The sequence below is a fragment of the Streptomyces sp. NPDC007164 genome (assembly GCF_040634135.1).
Classification (GTDB): Bacteria; Actinomycetota; Actinomycetes; order Streptomycetales; family Streptomycetaceae; genus Streptomyces; species Streptomyces sanglieri.
The window spans coordinates 34,744-56,118 of sequence record NZ_JBEYFB010000023.1 but is presented as its reverse complement, the minus strand read 5'-3'; the positions used below and the strand labels follow the sequence as shown (position 1 = coordinate 56,118).

Genomic DNA, 21,375 nt, shown 5'->3' with positions numbered 1-21,375 from the left:
GCCTCTGACCGCCCGGCCTCCCCCGTACGCGCTCAGCCGCCGGCCGTCTCCTCGGCCACCGGGTCGAAGGAGAACAGGCTTCCCCGGTCCGCTCCGTCGCAGCCCGCCTGCACCAGCTTCGCGCCGCTCTCCTTGCTGTTCCCCTCGGCACCGACGCACAGGCGGGTGTGGGCGGGACGGATGCGGTACCCCTCGACGGGACGGCCGACGGGCTCGATCAGGAACTCCTCCGCGTCGCCGCGCTTGCCGCACCCCTGGTCCTGCAACCCGGCTCCGGCATCCCGCATCCCGTCCCAGACTCCGGTGCAGCCCAGGTCGTAGTCCGGGTGATCGGTCACGATCCGCCAGGCGTCGCCGTCCAGCGGCTTGAGGGAGAAACTCGGGATCGTCTCCTGCTCGCACGGCACCTGGTACAGCCGCCCGCTGTCGCTGCCCCGCTGCTCGGAGAGGCAGAACCCGGAGTGCACGGACCGGATCTGCACCGTCCGCCCGGCCACGGGCCCGCTCACGGGGGCGGCTTTGCGCTCGTCGCCCCGTACGAGGAGGGTGACGGTCACCGCGGCGGCGGCGAGCACGACGAGCGCGACGGCGGCCGCCACGACAGTCCTCGGCCGGCGCCGACGGGCCGGGGCCGGTCCGGGGAGGGGGACGGTGGGCGGCTCGGACGAGTGCCCGGCGGTCGCCTCCGGTGCCGCCCCGGGCGTCTCCGCCGTCCCGGCCCGCTCGCCGTGCACGGCGAGTTCCTTGCGTACGGCGAGCCAGTCCGCCACCTGCGCGGGACCGCAGCCGCAGGCCCGTACGAAGGCGGCGAGGAGTTCCTCGCGCGGCACCGACGTACGCCCCAGCATGTTGGCGATCGTGGAACGCGGCAGCACGTCCCCGACCGCTTCGGCCCGCTGGGAGAGTTCGCGGAACGTCAGACCCGACGCGTCCTTGAGCCTCCGCAACAGGGCGATGAACTCGGGTGCGCTGCGCGCCTCACGAGGATCCGGAGCTCTGCCGTCGACGACCATCTGTTGTGCCTCTTCCCTGGATTCCGCGCCCGGACAAGGTTGGGACATGTCCCGGACAGGGACAAGCCTTGTTGATCCGGTCCGCGGGCTCAAGAGTTGTTTCCGGCACCGCGGCCCGTCCGGATCCGACCATCCGGAACGGCTCCCGGGCGCCGGGGGAACGGCAAGCGGCCCTGACCGTCCACGGGGGGACAGTCAGGGCCGCCGGGTCGTCACCCCCGGTCCGCCGCCGCGCGGCCAGGGCCTGCCGGGGTCAGAAGACCGACTCGGCCTCGTCCATCCGGTCCTTCGGCACCGTCTTGAGCTGTGTGATCGCGTCGGCAAGCGGAACCATCTCGATGTCGGTGCCGCGCAGCGCGGTCATCCTGCCGAAGTCTCCCCGGTGCGCCGCCTCCACCGCGTGCCAGCCGAAGCGGGTGGCGAGCACCCGGTCGTACGCGGTCGGCGTGCCGCCCCGTTGCACATGGCCGAGAATGACCGGCCGGGCCTCCTTGCCGAGCCGGGTCTCCAGCTCGATGGCCAGCCGGTTGCCGATGCCCTGGAAGCGCTCGTGGCCGAACTGGTCGATCTCGCCCTTGCCGTACGGCATGGAGCCCTCCGCCGGGTGCGCGCCCTCGGCCACGCAGATGACCGCGAACTTCTTGCCGCGCGCGAAGCGCTCCTCGACCATCTTCACCAGGTCCTCGACCTCGAAGCGGCGCTCGGGGAGGCAGATGCCGTGCGCGCCGCCCGCCATTCCGGACTCCAGCGCGATCCAGCCCGCGTGCCGGCCCATCACCTCGACGACCATGACCCGCTGATGCGATTCGGCGGTGGTCTTGAGACGGTCTATGGCGTCGGTGGCGACGCCCACCGCGGTGTCGAAGCCGAAGGTCCGGTCGGTGGCGGAGATGTCGTTGTCGATGGTCTTGGGGACGCCGACGACGGGCATTCCGGCGTCCGACAGCATCCGGGCGGCGGTGAGGGTGCCCTCGCCGCCGATCGGGATGAGGGCGTCCATGCCGTAACGGCGGCTCAGCTCGGCGCAGTTCTCCGCGGCCTCGCGGAGCCGGTCGCGCTCCAGCCGGGCCGAGCCGAGAATGGTGCCGCCGCGGGCGAGGATGCCGCTGACCGCGTTGAGGTCGAGGGGGCGGAAGTGGCCGTCGAGGAGTCCCTTGAACCCGTCCTCGAAGCCGATGACTTCGTCGCCGTGGCCCACCACGGCGCGGTGCACGACCGACCGGATCACTGCGTTCAGACCTGGGCAGTCGCCGCCTGCGGTGAGAATTCCGATGCGCATCGTGCCTTGTCTCCTGCTCGCTAGTGCCGTGCATTTCGGGGGATGTCCACAGAATCCCCCGTACCGTGAGCCACGACGATTGTCCCATGCCGGGTCCGGACCCGGCGCTCCCCGTCGCCCCGGTACGGAGGGCCTCGCCCGGCGGGCGACGCCTCGGCCCCCGCGGGTATCGTCAACATGGCAATACCATCCCAAACCGAAATTGGACGGGAGAACACGCGTGACGCGCAGCGTGTACGTGACCGGGATCGACCGGGGAGACGGCCGGCAGGTCGTCGATCTGGGAGTCATGGAGCTTCTGACGCGTCAGGTGGACCGGGTCGGGGTGTTCCGGCCGCTCGTCCACGACGGACCCGATCGGCTGTTCGAACTGCTGCGGGCCCGTTACCGGCTCTCCCAGGACCCCGGATCGGCGTACGGGCTGGACTACCACGAGGCCTCCGCGCTCCAGGCGGAACAGGGCACGGACGAGCTGGTCTCCCGGCTGGTCGACCGGTTCCATCAGGTGGCCCAGAAGTACGAGGTGGTGCTGGTGCTCGGCACCGACTTCGCCGCCACCCAGCTCCCCGACGAGCTGGCGCTCAACGCCCGGCTGGCCAATGAGTTCGGCGCCTCGGTGATCGCGGTGGTCGGCGGGAAGGGCCAGACCGCGGAGTCGGTGCGCGCCGAGACCCGCAACGCCTACCGCGCGTACGTCGGGCTGGGCTGCGACGTGGTCGCGATGATCGTGAACCGGGTGGCGGCCGAGGACCGCGACGCCATCGCGGAGCGGCTGACGGCCACGCTGCCCGTCCCCTGTTCGGTCCTGCCCGACGACGCGGCGCTCTCCGCGCCGACCGTCGCCCAGATCACCGCGGCGCTCGGCGGCACGGTGCTGCTCGGCGACGACTCCGGGCTGGCGAGGAACGCGCTGGACTTCGTCTTCGGCGGCGCGATGCTGCCGAACATGCTGAACGCGCTGACGCCGGGCTGCCTGGTGGTCACGCCCGGGGACCGGGCCGACCTGGTGGTCGGCTCGCTGGCCGCGCACAGCGCCGGGACGCCGCCCATCGCGGGGGTGCTGCTGACCCTGGACGAGCGCCCCGGCGAGGAGATACTCAGGCTGGCCGCGCGACTCGCACCGGGCACCCCGGTCGTGTCGGTGGCCGACGGATCCTTCCCCACCGCGGCCCGGCTCTTCGCCCTGGAGGGCAAGCTGAACGCCGCGACGCCCCGCAAGGCGGAGACCGCGCTGGGCCTCTTCGAGCGCCATGTGGACACAGGCGCCCTGCTGGAGCGGATCTCGGTGGCCCGCAGCGGCCGCGTCACCCCGATGATGTTCGAGCACGAACTGCTGGAGCAGGCCCGCGCCGACCGTCGCCGGGTCGTCCTTCCGGAGGGCACCGAGGAGCGGGTGCTGCGCGCCGCGGACGTGCTGATGCGCCGCGACGTCTGCGAGCTCACCCTGCTCGGCGATCCCGACGTCATCCGCAAGAAGGCCGCCGACCTCGGCATCGACCTCGCCGGTACGCAGCTCGTCGACCCGCAGACCTCCGAGCTGCGCCAGACCTTCGCCGAGCGGTACGCGCAGCTGCGGGCCCACCGCGGGGTCACGGTGGAGCTGGCGTACGACGTGGTCGCGGACGTCAACTACTTCGGCACCCTGATGGTCCAGGAGGGGTTCGCGGACGGCATGGTCTCCGGGGCGGTGCACTCCACCGCGGCGACGATCCGTCCGGCCTTCGAGATCATCAAGACGAAGCCGGACGCCTCGATCGTCTCCTCCGTCTTCTTCATGTGCCTCGCCGACAAGGTGCTGGTGTACGGGGACTGCGCGGTCAATCCGGACCCGGACGCGGAGCAGCTCGCCGACATCGCGGTGCAGTCGGCGGCCACCGCCGCCCGGTTCGGGGTGGAGCCGCGGATCGCGATGCTGTCGTACTCGACGGGGACCTCGGGCTCGGGCGCCGATGTCGACAAGGTGCGCGCGGCGACCGACCGGGTCCGCGCGAGCCGGCCGGATCTGCGGATCGAGGGCCCGATCCAGTACGACGCCGCGGTGGAGCCGAGCGTCGCCGCGACGAAGCTGCCGGGCTCCGAGGTGGCGGGCCAGGCGACGGTGCTGATCTTCCCGGACCTGAACACCGGCAACAACACCTACAAGGCCGTGCAGCGCTCGGCGGGCGCGGTCGCCGTCGGGCCGGTGCTCCAGGGGCTGCGGAAGCCCGTCAACGACCTGTCCCGCGGCGCGCTGGTCCAGGACATCGTCAATACCGTGGCCATCACGGCGATCCAGGCACAGGGCAAGGAGTGAACCGGATGACCACCCCGACCACCGCGGGTTCCAGCACACCGGGCGCGTACCGCGTGCTGGTCCTCAACTCCGGCTCCTCGTCGGTGAAGTACCAGCTGCTGGACATGAGCGACCGCACCCGGCTCGCGGTGGGGCTGGTCGAGCGGATCGGCGAGGAGACCTCCCGTCTGGTGCACACCCCGCTGACCGGCGGCGGCGCCGAGCAGCGCGAGCGCGTCGGCCCGATCGCCGACCACGAGGCGGCGCTGAAGGCGGCGGCCCAGGAGCTGGCGGCCGACGGGCTGGGCCTGGACTCCCCGCAGCTGGCGGCGATCGGCCACCGGGTGGTGCACGGCGGCCTGCGGTTCACCGAGCCCGTGGTGATCCACGACGAGGTGCTGAAGGAGATCGAGCGCCTGGTCCCGGTGGCCCCGCTGCACAATCCGGCGAACATCACCGGCATCCGTACCGCTCGGGCCCTTCGGCCGGACCTTCCGCAGGTGGCGGTCTTCGACACGGCCTTCCACACGACGATGCCGGAGTACGCGGCGCGTTACGCGATCGACACGGAGACCGCCGACGCGCACCGCATCCGGCGCTACGGATTCCACGGCACCTCGCACGCGTACGTCTCCCGCAAGACCGCCGAGCTGCTGGGACGCGCCCCCGAGGAGGTCAATGTCATCGTGCTGCACCTGGGCAACGGCGCCTCGGCGTCGGCGGTGGCCGGCGGCCGGTGCGTGGAGACCTCCATGGGGCTGACCCCCTTGGAGGGTCTGGTGATGGGCACCCGCTCCGGGGACATCGATCCAGCCGTCACCTTCCATCTGATGCGCGTCGCGGGGATGTCGGCGGACGAGGTCGACGAACTGCTCAACAAGAGGAGCGGCCTGGTCGGGCTCTGCGGCGACAACGACATGCGGGAGATCCGGCGCCGGATCGACGAGGGCGACGAGCGCGCGGCGCTGGCGTTCGACATCTATGTGCACCGGCTGAAGAAGTACATCGGCGCCTATTCGGCGGTCCTCGGCCGGGTGGATGCCGTGGCGTTCACGGCGGGGGTCGGGGAGAACTCGGCACCGGTGCGCGAGGCTGCCATCGCCGGTCTGGAGGAGCTCGGTCCGGCGGTGGACGCGGATCTGAACGCCGTACGGTCCGGTGAGCCCCGGCTGATCTCGCCGGACTACGCGCGGGTCGCGGTGGCCGTGGTGCCGACGGACGAGGAGCTGGAGATCGCCGTACAGACCTTCGCGCTCGTCGGACCGGCCCACGACGCCTCCGGGCACGCCCACGACGCCTTCGGACAGGCCCACAACTGAGCACCCCCGCGCCCCTTTGTACCTTCCGCCAGACGGAATATTCCGTAGCGAAACAAACCGATAGGATCCGCCTCATGCGCCGTTCCAAAATCGTCTGCACACTCGGTCCCGCCGTCGACTCCCACGAGCAGCTCGTCGCTCTGATCGAGGCCGGCATGAGCGTGGCCCGCTTCAACTTCAGTCACGGCAGCCACGAGGAGCACCAGGGTCGTTACGACCGGGTCCGCAGGGCCGCCGCCGAGACCGGCCGGGCGATCGGTGTGCTCGCCGACCTCCAGGGTCCGAAGATCCGCCTGGCGAAGTTCGCCGAGGGCCCCGTCGAGCTGGTCCGCGGGGACGAGTTCACCATCACCGCCGAGGACGTCCCCGGCGACAAGTCGATCTGCGGCACGACCTACAAGGGTCTGCCCGGCGACGTCGCCAAGGGCGACCCGATCCTGATCAACGACGGCAATGTCGAGCTGAAGGTCGTCGCGGTCGAGGGCCCCCGGGTGAAGACCATCGTCATCGAGGGCGGTGTCATCTCCGACCACAAGGGCATCAACCTGCCCGGCGCGGCGGTCAACGTCCCGGCCCTGTCCGAGAAGGACGTCGACGACCTGCGGTTCGCCCTGCGGATGGGCTGCGACCTGGTGGCGCTGTCCTTCGTCCGGGACGCGGACGACGTCAAGGACGTCCACAAGGTGATGGACGAGGAGGGCCGCCGGGTCCCCGTCATCGCCAAGGTCGAGAAGCCGCAGGCCGTCGAGCACATGGAGGGCGTCGTCATGGCGTTCGACGGTGTGATGGTCGCCCGTGGTGACCTGGCCGTCGAGTACCCCCTGGAGAAGGTCCCGATGGTGCAGAAGCGCCTGGTGGAGCTCTGCCGGCGGAACGCCAAGCCGGTGATCGTCGCGACCCAGATGATGGAGTCGATGATCACCAACTCGCGGCCGACCCGCGCCGAGGCGTCCGACGTCGCCAACGCGATCCTGGACGGCGCGGACGCGGTCATGCTGTCGGCCGAGTCCAGCGTGGGCGCGTACCCGATCGAGACCGTCAAGACGATGTCGAAGATCGTCGTGGCGGCCGAGGAGGAGCTGCTGTCCAAGGGCCTGCAGCCCCTGGTGCCGGGCAAGAAGCCCCGTACCCAGGGCGGTTCGGTGGCCCGCGCGGCCTGCGAGATCGCGGACTTCCTGAACGGCAAGGCCCTGGTCGCCTTCACCAAGTCCGGTGACACGGCCCGCCGGCTCTCCCGCTACCGCGCGGCCCAGCCCATCCTGGCCTTCACCACGGACGAGTCCACCCGCAATCAGCTCGCCCTGAGCTGGGGCGTTGAGGCCCACGTCGTTCCGCACGTGGACAACACCGACGCGATGGTCGACCTGGTCGACGGCGAGCTGCTGAAGCTCGGCCGCTACAACGAGGGCGACACCATGGTCATCACGGCCGGCTCGCCCCCCGGCATCCCCGGCACCACCAACATGGTCCGGGTGCACCACGTCGGCGGCGGCAGCCGCGACTGACGCACCCGTCACCCCCGCTCGACGGCCGCGGGCCGCACTCCTGAGGAGTGCGGCCCACGGCCCTGCGCGGCTCCCGGACGGGACTGTGCCGGCCTGATCCGGACGAATGACCCTAGCCGTTGCCGCCGGTGAAGTAGTTGTGCAGGCCGGGGACCTTGAGCGAGCCGCCGAACTGGCCGGCCTGGGTCACCTTGACCTTGGTGAAGAAGGCGAAGGGCACGTTCAGCGGAGGCGGTGTCTCCGGGCTGAACGTCACCGGGATGAGGCCGAAGAGGTTGCCCTTCAGCTCCTCCGTGTACATCGTCACCGTGCCGTTGCGGATGGTGGACTTGGAGCCCTTCCGCGCCTCAACATGACCCGTCGTACCGGCCGGACCGACCGTCGTCTGGTGCAGGTTGTCGATGTCGATGGAGCTGGCGGTGAACTTCAGCACCTTCTTGACCTTGCCGCCGTACGTCTTCACCTCGACGATGCCCTTGTAGTCGAGCCCGTTGAGGGTGAGCATTGAGCTCTGCAGGATCCACGGGTCGTCCGGGAGCAGCGGGACGCCCGTCTCCAGGTCGGCCGCGGCCAGCGCCTCGGGGTCGGCGGTGGGACACGGGAAGCGCTCCTTGGCGCCGTCCGGGATGTCCTCGTCCTTCTTGGCGTCGAGCCCCTTGACGCTGTCGTCGAGCTCCTTGACCGACTTGCCGGCCTTGCCGGCCGCCTCGCGGATGGCGGCGGCCGTCTTGTCGGCCGTCTCCTTCGCGGCGTCGGTGGCCTTCTCGACGGGCTTCTTCGCCGGCTTCTCGGCGGTGTCGGTCGCCGAGGGCTTCGGGGACGCGGTGCTCGCGCTCGGGGACGGGCTCGCCGTCTCCTTGTCCGGTCCGTCGAAGAGGTCCCTGAGCGCGTCGCCGACGCCCAGCGGGTCGAGCGGGTTCCTCGACTTCGTGGGGGTGGGCGAGGCGCTCGGCGTGGCGGCCGGCGCGTCGGCCTCGGCGGCCTTCGTCTTCGCCTCCGGCTTCACCGATTCACTCGCGGACGGCGTCGTCGAGGGCTTCGGGGTCGCCGAACCGCCCTTGTCGCCGGAGTCGGTGGCGGACGGGGACGGGGACGCCGGCTTCGACGCGGACGGTGAGGGCGACTCGCTCGGCTCGTCGGAGCGGGTCACGCAGGGGCCGGGCGCGAAGGGAATGTCGGAGCTGTCGTCGGCCAGCGCGAGCTTGGGGGTGAGCCCCATGCCCACGAAGACGGCCGTCGGCATCGCGGCGAGCGCGAACGCCTTGCCCGCGGGTATGTGCAGCTTCGTCAGCAAGGACTTCCTGGGGGCCGCGTGGCGCGGTCCGACTCTCGTCCCGGAATCCTCCCCGGTCGAGTTCAGCTGCCTCTCGTCACCCCGCACGATGCCTCCCGCCGTCGTCGACCTCAACTGTCGTGTCGTACTGCTCCGGCTGCTGCTGGGGCACCGCTGCCGTGCTGTGGAACTCGGGCCCAGACTCGTGCGTACCGAGGCCGACCGCGGACTTCTCCCCCACCGCGCCGTCCGGCGCGAGGTCCGGCTTCGGCTCGCCCGGGGCCCAGGAGATGGAGAGCGCGCCGCCCAGCAGCGCGAACAGGAAGCCGACCAGGAAGCCGCCGATGTTGGCGACCGGTATCGAGATCAGTGCCAGCAGGATCGCGGCGACTCCGGCGAAGACTCTCACGATGTGGTGGAACCACATGGTGAGGCCAAGCGTGACGAGCAGGATCCCGATGATCAGGGAACCGGCACCGCCAGTGGTGGACATCGCCAGGATGACGTTGCCGAGGTGCATGTTGGCGTACGGGAAATAGGCGATGGGTAGACCACCCACCATGGTGAACAGGCCCGCCCAGAACGGCCGGTTACCCCGCCAGGTGCGGAATCCCCGCCAGAAGACGCGGAGGTAGTGCTCGTTCTGCCCTGTGGACTCGGGGCTCATGGAAAACAGCTCCCTGGAACCGGTACTGCTGTGAGAAGAGAAAGAGGTGGGCGGCCGGAGCCCCTCGGGAGCGCCCCGGCCACCCGGCGGGTGCTTAGTAGCACTCCTTGACGCCACTGTGCAGCCGCAGGCTCAGGTTGCTGAGCTTGAAGGTGCCGGCGGTGGTCGCCCATGCCGTCTGCTTCACGTTGGTCAGCGTCGCCGTCTCGGCGCGCTGCGAGAAGCCGTTCGGGTTGACCTTCTTCTCGGTACCGGACTGGATGCCGGGCTTGCCGACGTCTCCCGCGGCGACACCGATGTCGATGTGCTCGAAGTACGCGTCGGCGTCGAGCTCGGAGATGTCGAGGTAGAGGTTGGTCGCCTCAACCGGCTTCTCCGGGTCCGTACCCGCCTTCAGCACCAGCGTGACGTTGCCGAGACCGAACGGAAGGTTCGGAGTGACCACCGACTGGCACATGTTGGTGATCGTGGCATCGCTGAACCCGGACACGGCCACGGCGTGCGCCGCGTCGTCGCCCTTGAGGTCCTTGCCGGTGGCAACGCTGCCGTACTGGATGAAGTCATGGCCGACGAGCTTGTCGGTACGGACCTTGAAGCTCTGGCCGGACACGCTGAAGGACGCCGCGAGGGCACCCTGCGCGAGACCGACACCCACCGCCGCGGTCGCGACGACGCTCGGCACCATGACCAGAGCGAAACGCTTCCATCTGGTGCCGCCACGAACCTGGGAACTCATAATTTTCCTCCTTCTCGGACGTACATCTCCGGTCCGGGCCTGGGCCCGTCCTGGGATGGGAGAAGTGCTACGTCCTCGGCAAGGAGAGCGCCCGCGGACGGAGGCAGGAACCGCGTCCGAATCACCGGCGATCACCCCCGAGCGACAACCACTGGCCACGCATTCGCGCAACCTGTATCGGACAGGCCCTGCCGGACGACAGGAACCCCCCTGTCCGGAGCCCGCGCCACTGCCGCCGGCCCACTCGGTGGGGACCCAACAGGGCCGCCGCACCGACTGGCAGCCGGGCTGGCGTTATTGGACCGAGCGTGGCCGATCGTGGTGCATTCCCGCCCGTGACACAAGGGGGTTCGTTACTCGCTAGTAACGGCCCGATAACCGAAGCGGGACCGGCTGGTACCGCCCGGCCACACACGGTGGCGTCGAAGTGAAGGACGAAAGGGGGTATCGGTGCGCCAATGCGGACAGATCCCGATGCTTGATTTACTGCGAGTAACAGGCCCTCGCTTTATCAAGATTTGGTAAAGCAGAGGCGTCTCTTATCGCCCGGCCGCGAAAACGGCCGCGGTCCCCGGCGGGGTTCCGCGGCCGCTTGTCACATCAGAACAAGACCCGCGCCAGCGCGGTCCGCGCGGCGCCGACCCTCGGGTCATCGGGGCCGATCACCTCGAACAGCTCCAGCAGCCGCACCCGCGCGGCGTCCCGGTCGTCACCGAAATTGCGGCGCACCGTCTCGACGAGCCGGCCGAAGGCGTCCTCGACATGACCGCCGACCAGATCCAGATCGGCGGCGGCGAGCTGTGCGGGGACATCGGCCGGGTTCGCGGCGGCCTCCTCGCGGACCCGCTGGGCGTCCATGTCCTTGACCCGGGAGAGGAGTTCGGCCTGGGCGAGGCCGAGCTTGGCCTCGGTGTTGGCCGGGTCGTCGGACAGGACGTCCTTGTACGCCTGGACGGCACCGGCGAAGTCGTCGGCGTCCAGGGCCCGCACGGCCGATTCGAGCAGGGCGTCGTACGGACCCGCGGGCGCCTCGGCCGGAGCCTGGTCGACGCTCTCGCCGGCGGCGTCCTGGTCGACCACGATCCCGGTGAGCCCGAACCGCTCCTCGCCGACCTGGATCAGCTGGTCCAGCGTCTGGCGGATCTGGGCCTCGGGGGCCGCGCCCTGGAAGAGCGGGAGGGCCTGCCCGGCGACGACGGCGAAGACCGCCGGGATGCCCTGGATGCCGAACTGCTGCATCAGCATCTGGTTGGCGTCGACATCGACCTTGGCCAGCACGAAACGGCCGTTGTACTCATGGGCCAGGCGCTCCAGGAGCGGGCCCAGCTGCTTGCACGGCTCGCACCACTCGGCCCAGAAGTCGATGACGACCGGGACCTCGGCGGAACGCTGCAGGACATCGTTCTCGAAGCCCGCCTCATCGACATCGATCACCAGGGCGGACGGCGGCACGGCACCGCCACCACCCTGCCGGGAGGCCTCCGCACGGGCCTGCTCCGCCTTCACCTTGGCCTCGCCGGCCGCCTTCACCGCGGCGAGGTCGACGACGCCGCTCATGGACATGTTCCTAGGCTGCATGCGTACATCCTCCCCCCTTGGCGCACCGATCCGGAAAGCGATACGGGAACCGCGCCCGTCCGCCGCCCCCGCCGGCGTGCGGGGTACACGGACAGACACGGTCCGAGGGCCCCTGAAAGACCCGTTTTCGGCGCCGGGTCCCCACCCGGTGCCTGTGGCTGTCATTCGGTTGCGGCGTCACGACGGCATGGCCGTCGTCCTTACGCTACGACCCGTAGCGTAACTGCCGACCACCCCTCGCGCACAGGTGCGATCGGTGATCTGTCTCACGGCGACCGCGACCGGCCGGTTCTACTTACTGACCGGTATGGTCACGGCATGCTGAGCCGCAGCCACCCCAAACCCCCACGAACAGGACGTCCGCGCAGTGTCGCGGCCGATGAAGCGATCCTGGAGGCGACCAGGGCGTCGCTGGTCGACCTCGGCTGGTCGAAGCTGACGATGAGCGATGTGGCGACGCGGGCCGGGGTGGCCAAGACGACCCTGTACCGGCGGTGGGCGGGCAAGAACGAGCTGGTCGTGGACGCCGTCGCGGTCCTCTTCGACGAGCTGGAACTGCCCGATCTGGGCAGCCTGTCGGCCGATGTGCAGGCGGTGGTGCTGCAGTTCGCGGCGCTGCTGGAACGGCCGGAGACCCAGACGGCGCTGATGGCGGTGGTCGCGGAGTCGACGCGCGACGAGGCGCTGCGGACCCGGATCCGCGACTCGATCGTGGACCGGCAGAAGCGGCTGGTGCTCCAGGGCCGTCAACGGGCGCAGCAGCGCGGGGAGTTGCCCGTCGAGCAGGACGAGGACGCGGCGTCGACCACCGCCGACCTGATCTTCGACGTGATCGCCGGCGCGGTCGTGCACCGGGCCCTGGTGAGCGCCGAGCCCGTGGACGCGGACTGGGCCCGGCGCTTCACCGTGCTGCTGCTCACGGGGCTGGGGGCGGCGGCCTCCGCGTAGGGCGTGCCGCGGGGGCGGGACGGCCGCGCCGCCCCGCCCCCGGCCGTGCCGGCCCCGGTCAGAAGCCGGGCGGCTCCGTGTAGCTGCCCCACTCGTCGCGCAGGACGCCGCAGATCTCGCCGAGCGTCGCCTCGGCCCGTACCGCGTCCAGCATCGGGGCGATCATGTTGGAGCCGTCGCGGGCGGCGGCCAGCATCGCGTCCAGCGCCGACTTGACCCGGGCGTCGTCGCGGGCGTCCTTGCGGCCACCGAGCACCCGGACCTGCTCGCGCTCGACCTCGTGGCTGACCCGCAGGATCTCCAGGTCGCCGGTGACCGAGCCGTGGTGGACGTTGACGCCGACGACCCGCTTGTCGCCCTTCTCCAGGGACTGCTGGTACCGGAAGGCGGACTCGGCGATCTCGCCGGTGAACCAGCCGTCCTCGATGCCGCGCAGGATGCCGGAGGTGATCGGGCCGATGGGGTGCCGCCCGTCCGGGTGGGCCCGGGTGCCGCGCTCCTTGATCTGCTCGAAGATCTTCTCGGCGTCGGCCTCGATCCGGTCGGTGAGCTGCTCGACGTACCAGGAACCGCCCAGCGGGTCCGCCACGTTGGCGACGCCGGTCTCCTCCATCAGCACCTGCTGGGTGCGCAGGGCGATCTCGGCGGCCTGCTCCGAGGGAAGCGCCAGGGTCTCGTCGAGGGCGTTGGTGTGCAGCGAGTTGGTGCCGCCGAGGACCGCGGAGAGCGCCTCGACCGCGGTGCGTACGACGTTGTTGTACGGCTGCTGGGCGGTGAGCGAGACACCGGCGGTCTGGGTGTGGAAGCGGAGCCACTGCGCCTTGTCGGTCTTCGCGCCGTACGTCTCCTTCATCCAGCGGGCCCAGATCCGGCGGGCGGCACGGAACTTGGCGATCTCCTCGAAGAAGTCGAGGTGCGCGTCGAAGAAGAAGGAGAGGCCGGGCGCGAAGGTGTCGACGTCCAGACCGCGGGAGAGGCCGAGCTCCACGTAGCCGAAGCCGTCGGCGAGGGTGTACGCCAGCTCCTGCGCGGCCGTCGCCCCGGCCTCGCGGATGTGGTAGCCGGAGACCGAGAGCGGCTTGTAGGCGGGGATGTCGCGGGCGCAGTGCTCCATCAGGTCGCCGATGAGGCGCAGATGGGGCTCGGGCTGGAAGAGCCACTCCTTCTGCGCGATGTACTCCTTGAAGATGTCGGTCTGGAGCGTGCCGTTGAGCACGCCCGGGTCGACACCCTGGCGCTCGGCGGCGACCAGGTACATGCAGAAGACCGGGACGGCGGGGCCGCTGATCGTCATGGACGTCGTGACATCGCCGAGCGGGATGTCCTTGAAGAGGACCTCCATGTCGGCGGCGGAGTCGATGGCCACGCCGCAGTGCCCGACCTCGCCGAGCGAGCGGGGGTCGTCGGAGTCGCGGCCCATCAGCGTCGGCATGTCGAAGGCGACGCTGAGTCCGCCGCCGCCCGCGGCCAGGATCATCTTGTAGCGCTCGTTGGTCTGCTCGGCGTTGCCGAAGCCGGCGAACTGGCGGATGGTCCAGGTCCGGCCGCGGTAGCCGGTCGGGTAGAGCCCCCGGGTGAAGGGGTACTCGCCGGGCCAGCCGATCCGCTCGAACCCCTCGTACGTGTCCCCCGGGCGGGGGCCGTACGCGGGCTCCACCGGATCCCCGGAGAGTGTGGTGAAGTCCGCGTCACGCTTGCGGGCCTTGTCGTAACGGGCCTGCCAGCGGTGGCGGCCTTCCTCGATCGCGTCAGCGTCCATACCATCGAATTTACTAGGACGTCCTAGTAAATGTCGATGGCAAACCGCCCGGTGCTTCGCACGGGGCGGTTCGGGCGGCGCGGACCGGGGTCCGGCCGGGTCAGGCCTTGGCGGTCGCGGGGGCGGCGTCGACGATCAGCGGCTCGACCTCGCGGACGACCTTGCGCTCGACGAAGAACGCGGCCGTCGGGATGGTGCCTGAGATCAGCACCCAGAGCAGCTTGCCCATCGGCCACTTCGCCTTGGAGCCGAGGTCGAAGGCGAAGATCAGGTAGATGATGTAGAGCACACCGTGGATCTGCGAGACGACGAGCGTCAGACCCTCGCCCGTCTCGAAGCCGTACTTGAAGACCATGCAGGTGCAGAGCACCAGCAACATGACGGCGGTGACGTAGGCCATCACCCGGTACCGGGTCAGCACACTGCGTTTCATGGCATCGAGCGTAACCGGACGGCCGGGGCGATCTTGCAGCGGGCCGGGCTCTCGAAACGCCGTTCTACGTCTCTTCGAAGTCCTGGGCGGCGACCCGCAACGGGCGCAGCATCGCGAAGATCTCCGCGCACTCCTCGGCGTCGTACGCACCGAGCCCGAACTCCATGGCGACCAGGTCCCCGGTGGCCGCCTCGACCACCTCGCGGCCCTTCTCGGTGATGGACGCGAGGGTGCCGCGGCCGTCGTTGGGGTTGGGGCGCTTGGCGACCAGTCCGGAGCGCACCAGCCGGTCCACGGTGTTGGTGACGGAGGTGGGGTGGACCATGAGCCGCTCGCCGATCTTGGACATCGGCAGCTCGCCGGCCTTGGAGAAGGTGAGCAGCACCAGCGCCTCGTACCGGGCGAAGGTCAGTCCGTACGGCTTGACGACCGCGTCGACCTCGGCGAGCAGGATCTGCTGGGCGCGCATGATCGAGGTGATCGCCCCCATCGAGGGCACGGGGCCCCAGCGCTGCTGCCAGAGTTCGTCGGCGCGGGCGATGGGATCGAAGGGGAGACTGAGCGGCTTCGGCACGGCACCGACCTTACCCACTGGTCATATGCTGGTCAGCCCCGTCTCGAACTTCGGTCCGAATCCGACCGTTGGGCGCTGTTCTCCTGACTTCCAGGACGAGCAGCAGCACACAGAGGGCGCCGACCGCACCGGCTCCGGCGACCACCTGATGCACGGGGAGGAATTCGGCCGCGAGCCCGGCGAGGGCCATGCCGACCCCTTGGAGCGTCATCAGGCCGGCGGTGAGCAGGGTCATGGCTCTGCCGCGCAGCGACTCCGGAACGGCTTCGACGAACCATTGGTCGAGGCCGATGACGTACGCCCCGCCCGCCCCGGCGAGCACCAGGGCGAGCGCGGTCGCGACCGTGCCGGGGCGGAATCCGTACACCACCAGGGGCAGCAGTCCCGCGGTGGCGGCCGGCAGCACGACCAGGGCGCGCAGCCGGGGTCTCAGTGCGGCGCCGACGTACAGCTCGGCGGCGATCTGGCCGACGGGCATCGCGCACATCAGCAGCCCGAGCACGACCGGGCCGGCCCCGATCTCGTCGGCGTACGGAGCCGCCAGCGCCTCCGGTGCGACGACGAACAGCGGGGGCACCCAGAAGAGCAGCATCAGCGCGCGGATCCTGCGGTTCCCGAGCAGGCCGCGGGCTCCGGCGAGCGACTCCCGCAGCAGGGCGCCTCGGTCGTCCCCACCGGATCTGGCGGGGCGGTCCCGGGTGCCGAAGCGGAGCAGGGCCGCCGAGCAGAGGAAGGTCACCGCGGTGATCGTGATCGCACCGCGCGGCGACAGCGCGGCGAGCAGCACCCCGCCCACTCCGAAGCCGGCGAGCAGCGCACTCTGCGAGACGATCCGCAGCAGCGAGCGGCCGAGGATGTAGCGCTCGCCCTCGCCCAGGATGTCGGTGAGGGCGGCCATCCGTGTCCCGGTGAAGACCGGCGAGACGGCGGCGATCAGGCAGCGCAGCACGAGCAGTCCGCCGACCGGGGTGCCCGGCAGCACCATCACGATGACGCAGCTGGCGCAGATCAGATCGCAGGTGACGAGGACCCGGCGGGCGGGGTACCGGTCGGCGACCCCGGCGAAGAGGGTGCCTCCGACGAGGTACGGGAGAAGGCCGAGCGCGAAGGTGAGGGCGCTGAGCAGGGGCGAGCCGGTGAGTCCGTACACCAGGACGGTGAGTGCGAGCTCGCTGACGACGACGCCGAGGAGGGAGAGCAGATGCGCGGCGAAGACCGCCCGGAACTCCCGCACGGCGAAGACGGCACGGTAGCCGCCGGAAGCGGGGACGGGGGCCGGTGAGGTGGTGACGTCGGTCGCGTCGGGGGCGGGGAGGTCCGCGGGGTTTCCGGTGTCTGACGGCATGGTCGCAGCCTGGGGGGCCACGGCGGCTCTCCGTAGACTTTCGTCGCACGCCGAAAGTTATGGGGGGAGGTCCACGCTTGCCGTTCCATCTGCACCTCGACGAGAGCGATCTGCTCCGCTGCCGGTTCGCGCTCTCACCGCTCGGCGAGACCCAGGCGGCCGTGCGCCTGCTGGCCCGGCCCGAGCGGCACGGGTACCACCTGCCGTGGCTCCGGCTGATCCGCGACGCGGCCGGCGGTCTCGAACTGGGGCCGCTGTGGTTGCTGATGCCGGGGCACGGGCACAGCCCCGACTTCTTCAGCCCGCCGCCCGGTCCGGTCACCACCTTCGAGGGGGAGATCGCGGGGGTGCGGTCCATCGATCCGGAGGTGGCCCGCCAGGACATCGCGCTGTCGCTGGCGAGCCGGCCGGAGGTACTGCACTCCCCCGCCGGGCGGGCGATGCTCGCCGATCCCGTCCGGACCGTCCGGGACCTGGCCGACCTGCTGGAACAGGCCTGGCGGGTGCTGATCGAGCCGCACTGGCCCCGGCTGCGCGCCCTGCTGGAAGCGGACATCACCTACCACTCGCGACGGCTCGCCGCGGTCGGCTTCGAGCGGCTGCTGGGTGAGCTGAGCCCGCAGCTGAGCTGGTCGGAGTCGACGCTCACCATCATCGGGACGCACGGCAGGCACACCCGGGTACTGGGCGGGCAGGGGCTGGTCCTGATCCCCAGCGTCTTCTGCTGGCCGGACGTGGTCAGCGGCTTCGAACCGCCGTGGCAGCCCGCGATCGTCTATCCGGCGCGCGGCATCGGCGGACTGTGGACGGAACCCGCCGACCGCACCCCGCAGGTCCTCGCCCGGCTGCTGGGACGCGGCCGGGCCGACGTCCTGTACGCGCTCGACGAACCGGCCGGCGCGAGCGCGCTCGCGCACCGGCTGGGCCTCGCGGTGTCCTCCGTGTCGGAGCATCTGTCGGTGCTGCGTGCGGCAGGGCTGCTGACTTCTCGGCGGTACGGGCATCAGGTGCTGTACGAGCGGACTCCGCTCGGGATCGCCCTGGCGGTACCGGAGCGCGGCGGGCGGGAATGAGACGAGCCCCCGGCCGGGGGCCGGGAGCTCGTCACGGGGGCACTGCGCGGCGGGGCGTCAGTCCGCGAGGTAGCGCTCGACCGTCTCGACCTTGGAGGTCAGGCCGCCGGTGACGCCGGGGCGGATGTCGGCCTTCAGAACAAGAGAGACGCGTCCGGCCCGCGCCTCGACGGCGGCGACGGCCCGCTTGACGACGTCCATGACCTCGTCCCACTCGCCCTCGATGGAGGTGAACATGGCGTCCGTGCGGTTGGGCAGTCCGGACTCGCGGACGACCCGGACGGCGTCGGCGACGTACTCTCCGACGTCCTCACCGACACCCAGCGGGCTGACCGAGAACGCGACGATCATGCGACCACGCCTTCGCGGCGGGCGCGGGCGGCGATGACGCCGTCGGCCTCGTAGCGCTTGAGCAGCTTGTCGCCGTACAGCCCGCCGAACGGCAGCAGCGCGAGCAGGAAGAAGAGCGCGACGCGCTTCAGCGGCCACTTGGTCTTGGCCCAGACGTCGAGCAGCAGCACGGCGTAGATCACGAAGAGCACGCCGTGCAGGATGCCGAGCGGCATCATCAGGAAGTCGATGTCGGAGACCCGGCTGAGGACCGAGCCGAAGATGATCAGTGCCGGGAAGGAGAGCGCCTCGGGAATCGAGATGAGGCGCAGCCGGTGCAGGGCGGTAGCGGTCTTGATGTCCACGGGGGCACCTTCGGTGGGAGGACGGTGACAGCTTGTGAATACGGGCACAAGCGCCCCCATTGTGACATCGGCGCGGGCGGCCCACGGCGCCGGGGGCCGGATACCGGGGACCGTGCGCACCGGGTCATACGTCCCGGTTGCGTACGCATCAGGTACCGGATGCGTATCAGGGGCCTTTCCGGGCGAGAGATCCTCCTTCGGACCCTGTCCGGGCCGGGGGGCCTGCCGTTAACGTCGCTCCGTGGCAATGTTCCGACTCCAAGGCAGCAGAACGCTCGCCGTCGACCTGGCCGGTGACGCCGTCAAGGCGAAGAACGGCTCGATGGTCGCCTACGACGGCCGGATGACGTTCAAGAAGATGACCGGCGGCGGCGACGGGCTGCGCGGCATGGTGACCCGGCGGCTGACCGGTGAGCAGATGTCCGTGATGGAGGTGACCGGCCAGGGCACCTGTTACTTCGCGGACCGCGCGAGCGAGATCAGTCTCGTCTCGCTGCACGGCGACAAGCTCCACGTCGAGGCGAGCAATCTGCTGTGCACCGACTCCGGGCTGCGCACCGGCACCGCCTTCACCGGCCTGCGCGGCGGGGCGAGCGGCAACGGCCTGTTCACCACCACCGTCGAGGGCACCGGCCAGGTGGCGATCATGTCGGACGGCTCGGCGGTGGCGCTACGGGTCTCGGCCCAGTACCCGCTGTTCGTCGACCCGGGCGCCTACATCGCCCACCAGGGCAAGCTCCAGCAGCACTTCCAGTCGGGGGTGAACTTCCGGACGCTGATCGGCGAGGGTTCCGGGGAGTCCTTCCAGATCCGGTTCGAGGGCGAGGGCGTGGTCTACGTCCAGCCCAGCGAGCGGAACACCATCGGGGGCGATGTCTGATGCCGTTCCGCGAGATCAACTCGAAGATGGTCGAGGCGACGGTCGTTCCCGGCCAGAAGATGTACAGCCAGCGGGGCGCGATGCTCGCCTACCGCGGCGAGGTGTCGTTCACCCCGAACATCCAGGGCGGCCAGGGCGGCGTGATGTCCATGATCGGCCGGCGGGTGGCGGGCGAGGCGACCCCGCTGATGACGGTCGAGGGCAGTGGAACGGTGATGTTCGGCCACGGCGGCCATCACATCCAGGTCATCAACCTGGCTGGCGACACCCTCTACGTGGAGGCCGACCGGCTGCTCGCCTTCGACGGGACGCTCCAGCAGGGCACCATGTTCATGGGCTCCCAGGGCGGTGTGATGGGCATGGTGCGCGGCCAGGTGACCGGGCAGGGCCTGTTCACCACCACGCTCCAGGGGCACGGCGCGGTCGCGGTGATGGCCCACGGCGGGGTGATCGAACTGCCGATCACGCCCGGCCGCGATGTGCATGTGGACCCGCAGGCGTACGTCGCGCACCACGGCGACGTACGGAACAAGCTCTCGACCGCGCTCGGCTGGCGCGACATGGTGGGGCGCGGCTCCGGCGAGGCGTTCCAGCTGGAGCTGAGCGGCAGTGGCGCGGTGTACGTACAGGCCTCGGAGGAGAAGCTGTGAGCACACCCGTGGTCTTCGACCCGATGACGCTGCCGTCGGACGACAACGTCAACTCGTACACCTTCTGCGTGGAGCTCAAGGGGAGCCAGTGGTTCCTGCAGAAGGGCAAGATGATCGCCTATTACGGGCGGATCGATTTCAACGGCATCGGGCACGGCCGCTTCGAGCGGCTGATCCGTACGAGTTTCCACTCGCCGCTGCACGCGAGCGACTGGGTGGTGGCCGAGGGCAGCGGCAAGATGCTGCTCGCGGACCGGGCCTTCGATGTGAACTCCTACGACCTGGACGAGGGGAACCTGACGATCCGGTCGGGCAATCTCCTCGCCTACCAGCCCACCCTGGCACTCAAGCAGTCGATCGTGCCCGGTTTTCTCACCCTGATCGGTACGGGGAAGTTCGTGGCCGCCTCCAACGGCCCGGTGGTCTTCATGGAGCCGCCGCTGCGGGTCGATCCGGAGGCCCTGGTGGGCTGGGCGGACTGCCCCTCGCCGTGCCACCACTACGACCACGGCTACATGACGGGCGTGCTGGGCGGGCTGCGGTCGCTGACCGGCATCGGGGGCGCCTCGGGCGAGGAGCACCAGTTCGAGTTCGTGGGGGCGGGCACGGTGCTGCTCCAGTCGACCGAGATCCTGATGGCCGAACAGCCGACGGGCGCGGTGCCGGGGCACGCCGGGGTGCCGGGCGGCGCGGGTCAACCTGGCGCCTCACCCCGCATGCCCGGCCAGCTCGGGGACCTCCAGCGCCGCTTCGGGTTGTGAACGGTAGTCTGCGGAGTGTGACGTCGACCGTCCGCACCCCGCCCCCGGACCCGCCTCCGGACGGGTGCCGGCCGTCAGACTCTCCCACTTCGTCCAGCTTTCAACTTCTTAGGTAGAATCCATACATGGAGACCGAGACGGCCACCCGCTGGCTGAACGACGCGGAGCAGTGCGCCTGGCGCACCCACCTGGACGTCAGCAGGCTGCTGATGCATCAGCTGGAGAAGGACCTCCAGCCGTTCGGACTGACCAACAACGACTACGAGATCCTGGTCAACCTCTCGGAGTCGGAGGACCAGCGCATGCGGATGAGCGATCTCGCCGCCGCGACGCTGCAGTCCAAGAGCAGGCTCTCGCACCAGATCACCCGCATGGAGACCGCCGGCCTGGTCCGCAGGGAGAACTGCGAGTCCGACCGGCGCGGTCTGTACGCGGTCCTCACCGAGGACGGCGCGGAGACGATGCGCAAGGTGGCGCCGCACCATGTGGCGTCGGTCCGCAAGCACTTCATGGACCTGCTGACGCCGGAGGCGCTGGCGAACCTGCACGCGGCCCTGACCCCGGTCGCGGAGCACCTGCGGGGACGACGCGGCAAGATCTGACCGGAACGGGGCG

At 70.3% G+C, this 21,375-nt stretch carries 21 protein-coding genes; 9 read left to right on the top strand and 12 right to left on the bottom strand.

Going from position 1 to position 21,375, the window contains the following annotated elements; genetic code table 11:
- Window positions 1-32: 32 nt before the first annotated feature.
- Both ABZ622_RS25790 and ABZ622_RS25785 read right to left on the bottom strand, forming a co-directional pair.
- Window positions 33-1,013, bottom strand: a complete 981-nt coding sequence (locus tag ABZ622_RS25790) for a helix-turn-helix domain-containing protein (RefSeq protein WP_360546971.1) — start codon at window positions 1,011-1,013, stop codon at window positions 33-35.
- Window positions 1,014-1,266: 253 nt separating this feature from the next.
- Window positions 1,267-2,292: an ATP-dependent 6-phosphofructokinase gene (locus ABZ622_RS25785; RefSeq protein WP_360546968.1), complete on the bottom strand. Its 1,026-nt coding sequence runs from the start codon at window positions 2,290-2,292 to the stop codon at window positions 1,267-1,269.
- A gap of 220 nt (window positions 2,293-2,512) precedes the next feature.
- Here ABZ622_RS25785 and pta point away from each other — a divergent pair, with 220 nt between their 5' ends.
- The 3 genes from pta (at window position 2,513) to pyk (ending at window position 7,388) form a co-directional block, all read left to right on the top strand.
- Window positions 2,513-4,585 carry a phosphate acetyltransferase gene (pta, locus tag ABZ622_RS25780; protein ID WP_360546966.1) on the top strand — a complete coding sequence of 691 codons (2,073 nt, stop codon included), beginning with the start codon at window positions 2,513-2,515 and terminating at the stop codon, window positions 4,583-4,585.
- A gap of 5 nt (window positions 4,586-4,590) precedes the next feature.
- Window positions 4,591-5,883 carry an acetate kinase gene (locus tag ABZ622_RS25775; RefSeq protein WP_360546964.1) on the top strand — a complete coding sequence of 431 codons (1,293 nt, stop codon included), beginning with the start codon at window positions 4,591-4,593 and terminating at the stop codon, window positions 5,881-5,883.
- Window positions 5,884-5,957: 74 nt separating this feature from the next.
- Complete coding sequence (pyk, locus tag ABZ622_RS25770) at window positions 5,958-7,388, top strand: pyruvate kinase (protein ID WP_124716322.1); 1,431 nt, start codon at window positions 5,958-5,960, stop codon at window positions 7,386-7,388.
- Between the two features lie 112 nt (window positions 7,389-7,500).
- Here the strand turns inward: pyk and ABZ622_RS25765 are convergent, their stop codons facing one another.
- From ABZ622_RS25765 to ABZ622_RS25750, 4 genes are all read right to left on the bottom strand, one after another.
- Window positions 7,501-8,769, bottom strand: a complete 1,269-nt coding sequence (locus tag ABZ622_RS25765; protein WP_360546962.1) for a hypothetical protein — start codon at window positions 8,767-8,769, stop codon at window positions 7,501-7,503.
- Window positions 8,759-9,328, bottom strand: a complete 570-nt coding sequence (locus ABZ622_RS25760; protein ID WP_360546959.1) for a DUF6114 domain-containing protein — start codon at window positions 9,326-9,328, stop codon at window positions 8,759-8,761. Before ABZ622_RS25760 ends, ABZ622_RS25765 begins: the two co-directional genes overlap by 11 nt.
- A 94-nt stretch (window positions 9,329-9,422) precedes the next feature.
- The gene (locus ABZ622_RS25755; RefSeq protein WP_360546957.1) at window positions 9,423-10,064 is read right to left on the bottom strand and encodes a DUF6230 family protein; all 642 of its coding nucleotides are present in this window, start codon (window positions 10,062-10,064) and stop codon (window positions 9,423-9,425) included.
- Window positions 10,065-10,664: 600 nt separating this feature from the next.
- On the bottom strand, window positions 10,665-11,642 hold the full coding sequence (locus ABZ622_RS25750) for a tetratricopeptide repeat protein (RefSeq protein WP_360546955.1): 978 nt from the start codon (window positions 11,640-11,642) through the stop codon (window positions 10,665-10,667).
- A gap of 318 nt (window positions 11,643-11,960) precedes the next feature.
- Between ABZ622_RS25750 and ABZ622_RS25745 the strand changes: the two genes are divergently transcribed.
- The gene (locus tag ABZ622_RS25745) at window positions 11,961-12,590 is read left to right on the top strand and encodes a TetR/AcrR family transcriptional regulator (protein ID WP_360546953.1); all 630 of its coding nucleotides are present in this window, start codon (window positions 11,961-11,963) and stop codon (window positions 12,588-12,590) included.
- 58 nt (window positions 12,591-12,648) lie between these two features.
- Here ABZ622_RS25745 and ABZ622_RS25740 read toward each other — a convergent pair whose 3' ends face one another.
- The 4 genes from ABZ622_RS25740 to ABZ622_RS25725 form a co-directional block, all read right to left on the bottom strand.
- Window positions 12,649-14,349, bottom strand: coding sequence for a methylmalonyl-CoA mutase family protein (locus ABZ622_RS25740; protein WP_360546951.1), 1,701 nt, complete (start codon window positions 14,347-14,349; stop codon window positions 12,649-12,651).
- A 100-nt stretch (window positions 14,350-14,449) separates the two neighbouring features.
- The gene (locus tag ABZ622_RS25735; RefSeq protein WP_360546949.1) at window positions 14,450-14,782 is read right to left on the bottom strand and encodes a DUF3817 domain-containing protein; all 333 of its coding nucleotides are present in this window, start codon (window positions 14,780-14,782) and stop codon (window positions 14,450-14,452) included.
- A 64-nt stretch (window positions 14,783-14,846) separates the two neighbouring features.
- Window positions 14,847-15,356, bottom strand: a complete 510-nt coding sequence (locus ABZ622_RS25730) for a MarR family transcriptional regulator (RefSeq protein ID WP_360546947.1) — start codon at window positions 15,354-15,356, stop codon at window positions 14,847-14,849.
- Between the two features lie 10 nt (window positions 15,357-15,366).
- Window positions 15,367-16,701 carry an MFS transporter gene (locus ABZ622_RS25725; protein ID WP_360546945.1) on the bottom strand — a complete coding sequence of 445 codons (1,335 nt, stop codon included), beginning with the start codon at window positions 16,699-16,701 and terminating at the stop codon, window positions 15,367-15,369.
- 77 nt (window positions 16,702-16,778) lie between these two features.
- On the opposite strand from ABZ622_RS25725, the gene ABZ622_RS25720 reads away from it, so the two are divergent.
- Complete coding sequence (locus tag ABZ622_RS25720) at window positions 16,779-17,774, top strand: DUF5937 family protein (RefSeq protein WP_360546943.1); 996 nt, start codon at window positions 16,779-16,781, stop codon at window positions 17,772-17,774.
- A gap of 57 nt (window positions 17,775-17,831) precedes the next feature.
- On the opposite strand, the gene ABZ622_RS25715 is transcribed toward ABZ622_RS25720, so the two are convergent.
- Together ABZ622_RS25715 and ABZ622_RS25710 are read right to left on the bottom strand one after the other, a co-directional pair.
- Entirely contained in the window at window positions 17,832-18,125 is a 294-nt protein-coding gene (locus ABZ622_RS25715; RefSeq protein ID WP_360546941.1) for an MTH1187 family thiamine-binding protein, read from the bottom strand.
- Window positions 18,122-18,469, bottom strand: a complete 348-nt coding sequence (locus ABZ622_RS25710) for a DUF3817 domain-containing protein (protein WP_360546939.1) — start codon at window positions 18,467-18,469, stop codon at window positions 18,122-18,124. The genes ABZ622_RS25715 and ABZ622_RS25710 overlap by 4 nt, the downstream gene beginning before the upstream one ends.
- Window positions 18,470-18,716: 247 nt before the next feature.
- Here ABZ622_RS25710 and ABZ622_RS25705 point away from each other — a divergent pair, with 247 nt between their 5' ends.
- The 4 genes from ABZ622_RS25705 (at window position 18,717) to ABZ622_RS25690 (ending at window position 21,362) form a co-directional block, all read left to right on the top strand.
- A complete protein-coding gene (locus ABZ622_RS25705) occupies window positions 18,717-19,349 on the top strand; it encodes an AIM24 family protein (protein ID WP_360547083.1) in 633 nt (210 codons plus the stop codon).
- Window positions 19,349-19,999 carry an AIM24 family protein gene (locus tag ABZ622_RS25700; RefSeq protein ID WP_266912068.1) on the top strand — a complete coding sequence of 217 codons (651 nt, stop codon included), beginning with the start codon at window positions 19,349-19,351 and terminating at the stop codon, window positions 19,997-19,999. Before ABZ622_RS25705 ends, ABZ622_RS25700 begins: the two co-directional genes overlap by 1 nt.
- Window positions 19,996-20,760, top strand: a complete 765-nt coding sequence (locus ABZ622_RS25695) for an AIM24 family protein (protein WP_360546937.1) — start codon at window positions 19,996-19,998, stop codon at window positions 20,758-20,760. The genes ABZ622_RS25700 and ABZ622_RS25695 overlap by 4 nt, the downstream gene beginning before the upstream one ends.
- Window positions 20,761-20,885: 125 nt before the next feature.
- Window positions 20,886-21,362, top strand: a complete 477-nt coding sequence (locus ABZ622_RS25690; protein WP_360546935.1) for a MarR family transcriptional regulator — start codon at window positions 20,886-20,888, stop codon at window positions 21,360-21,362.
- Window positions 21,363-21,375 lie beyond the last annotated feature (13 nt).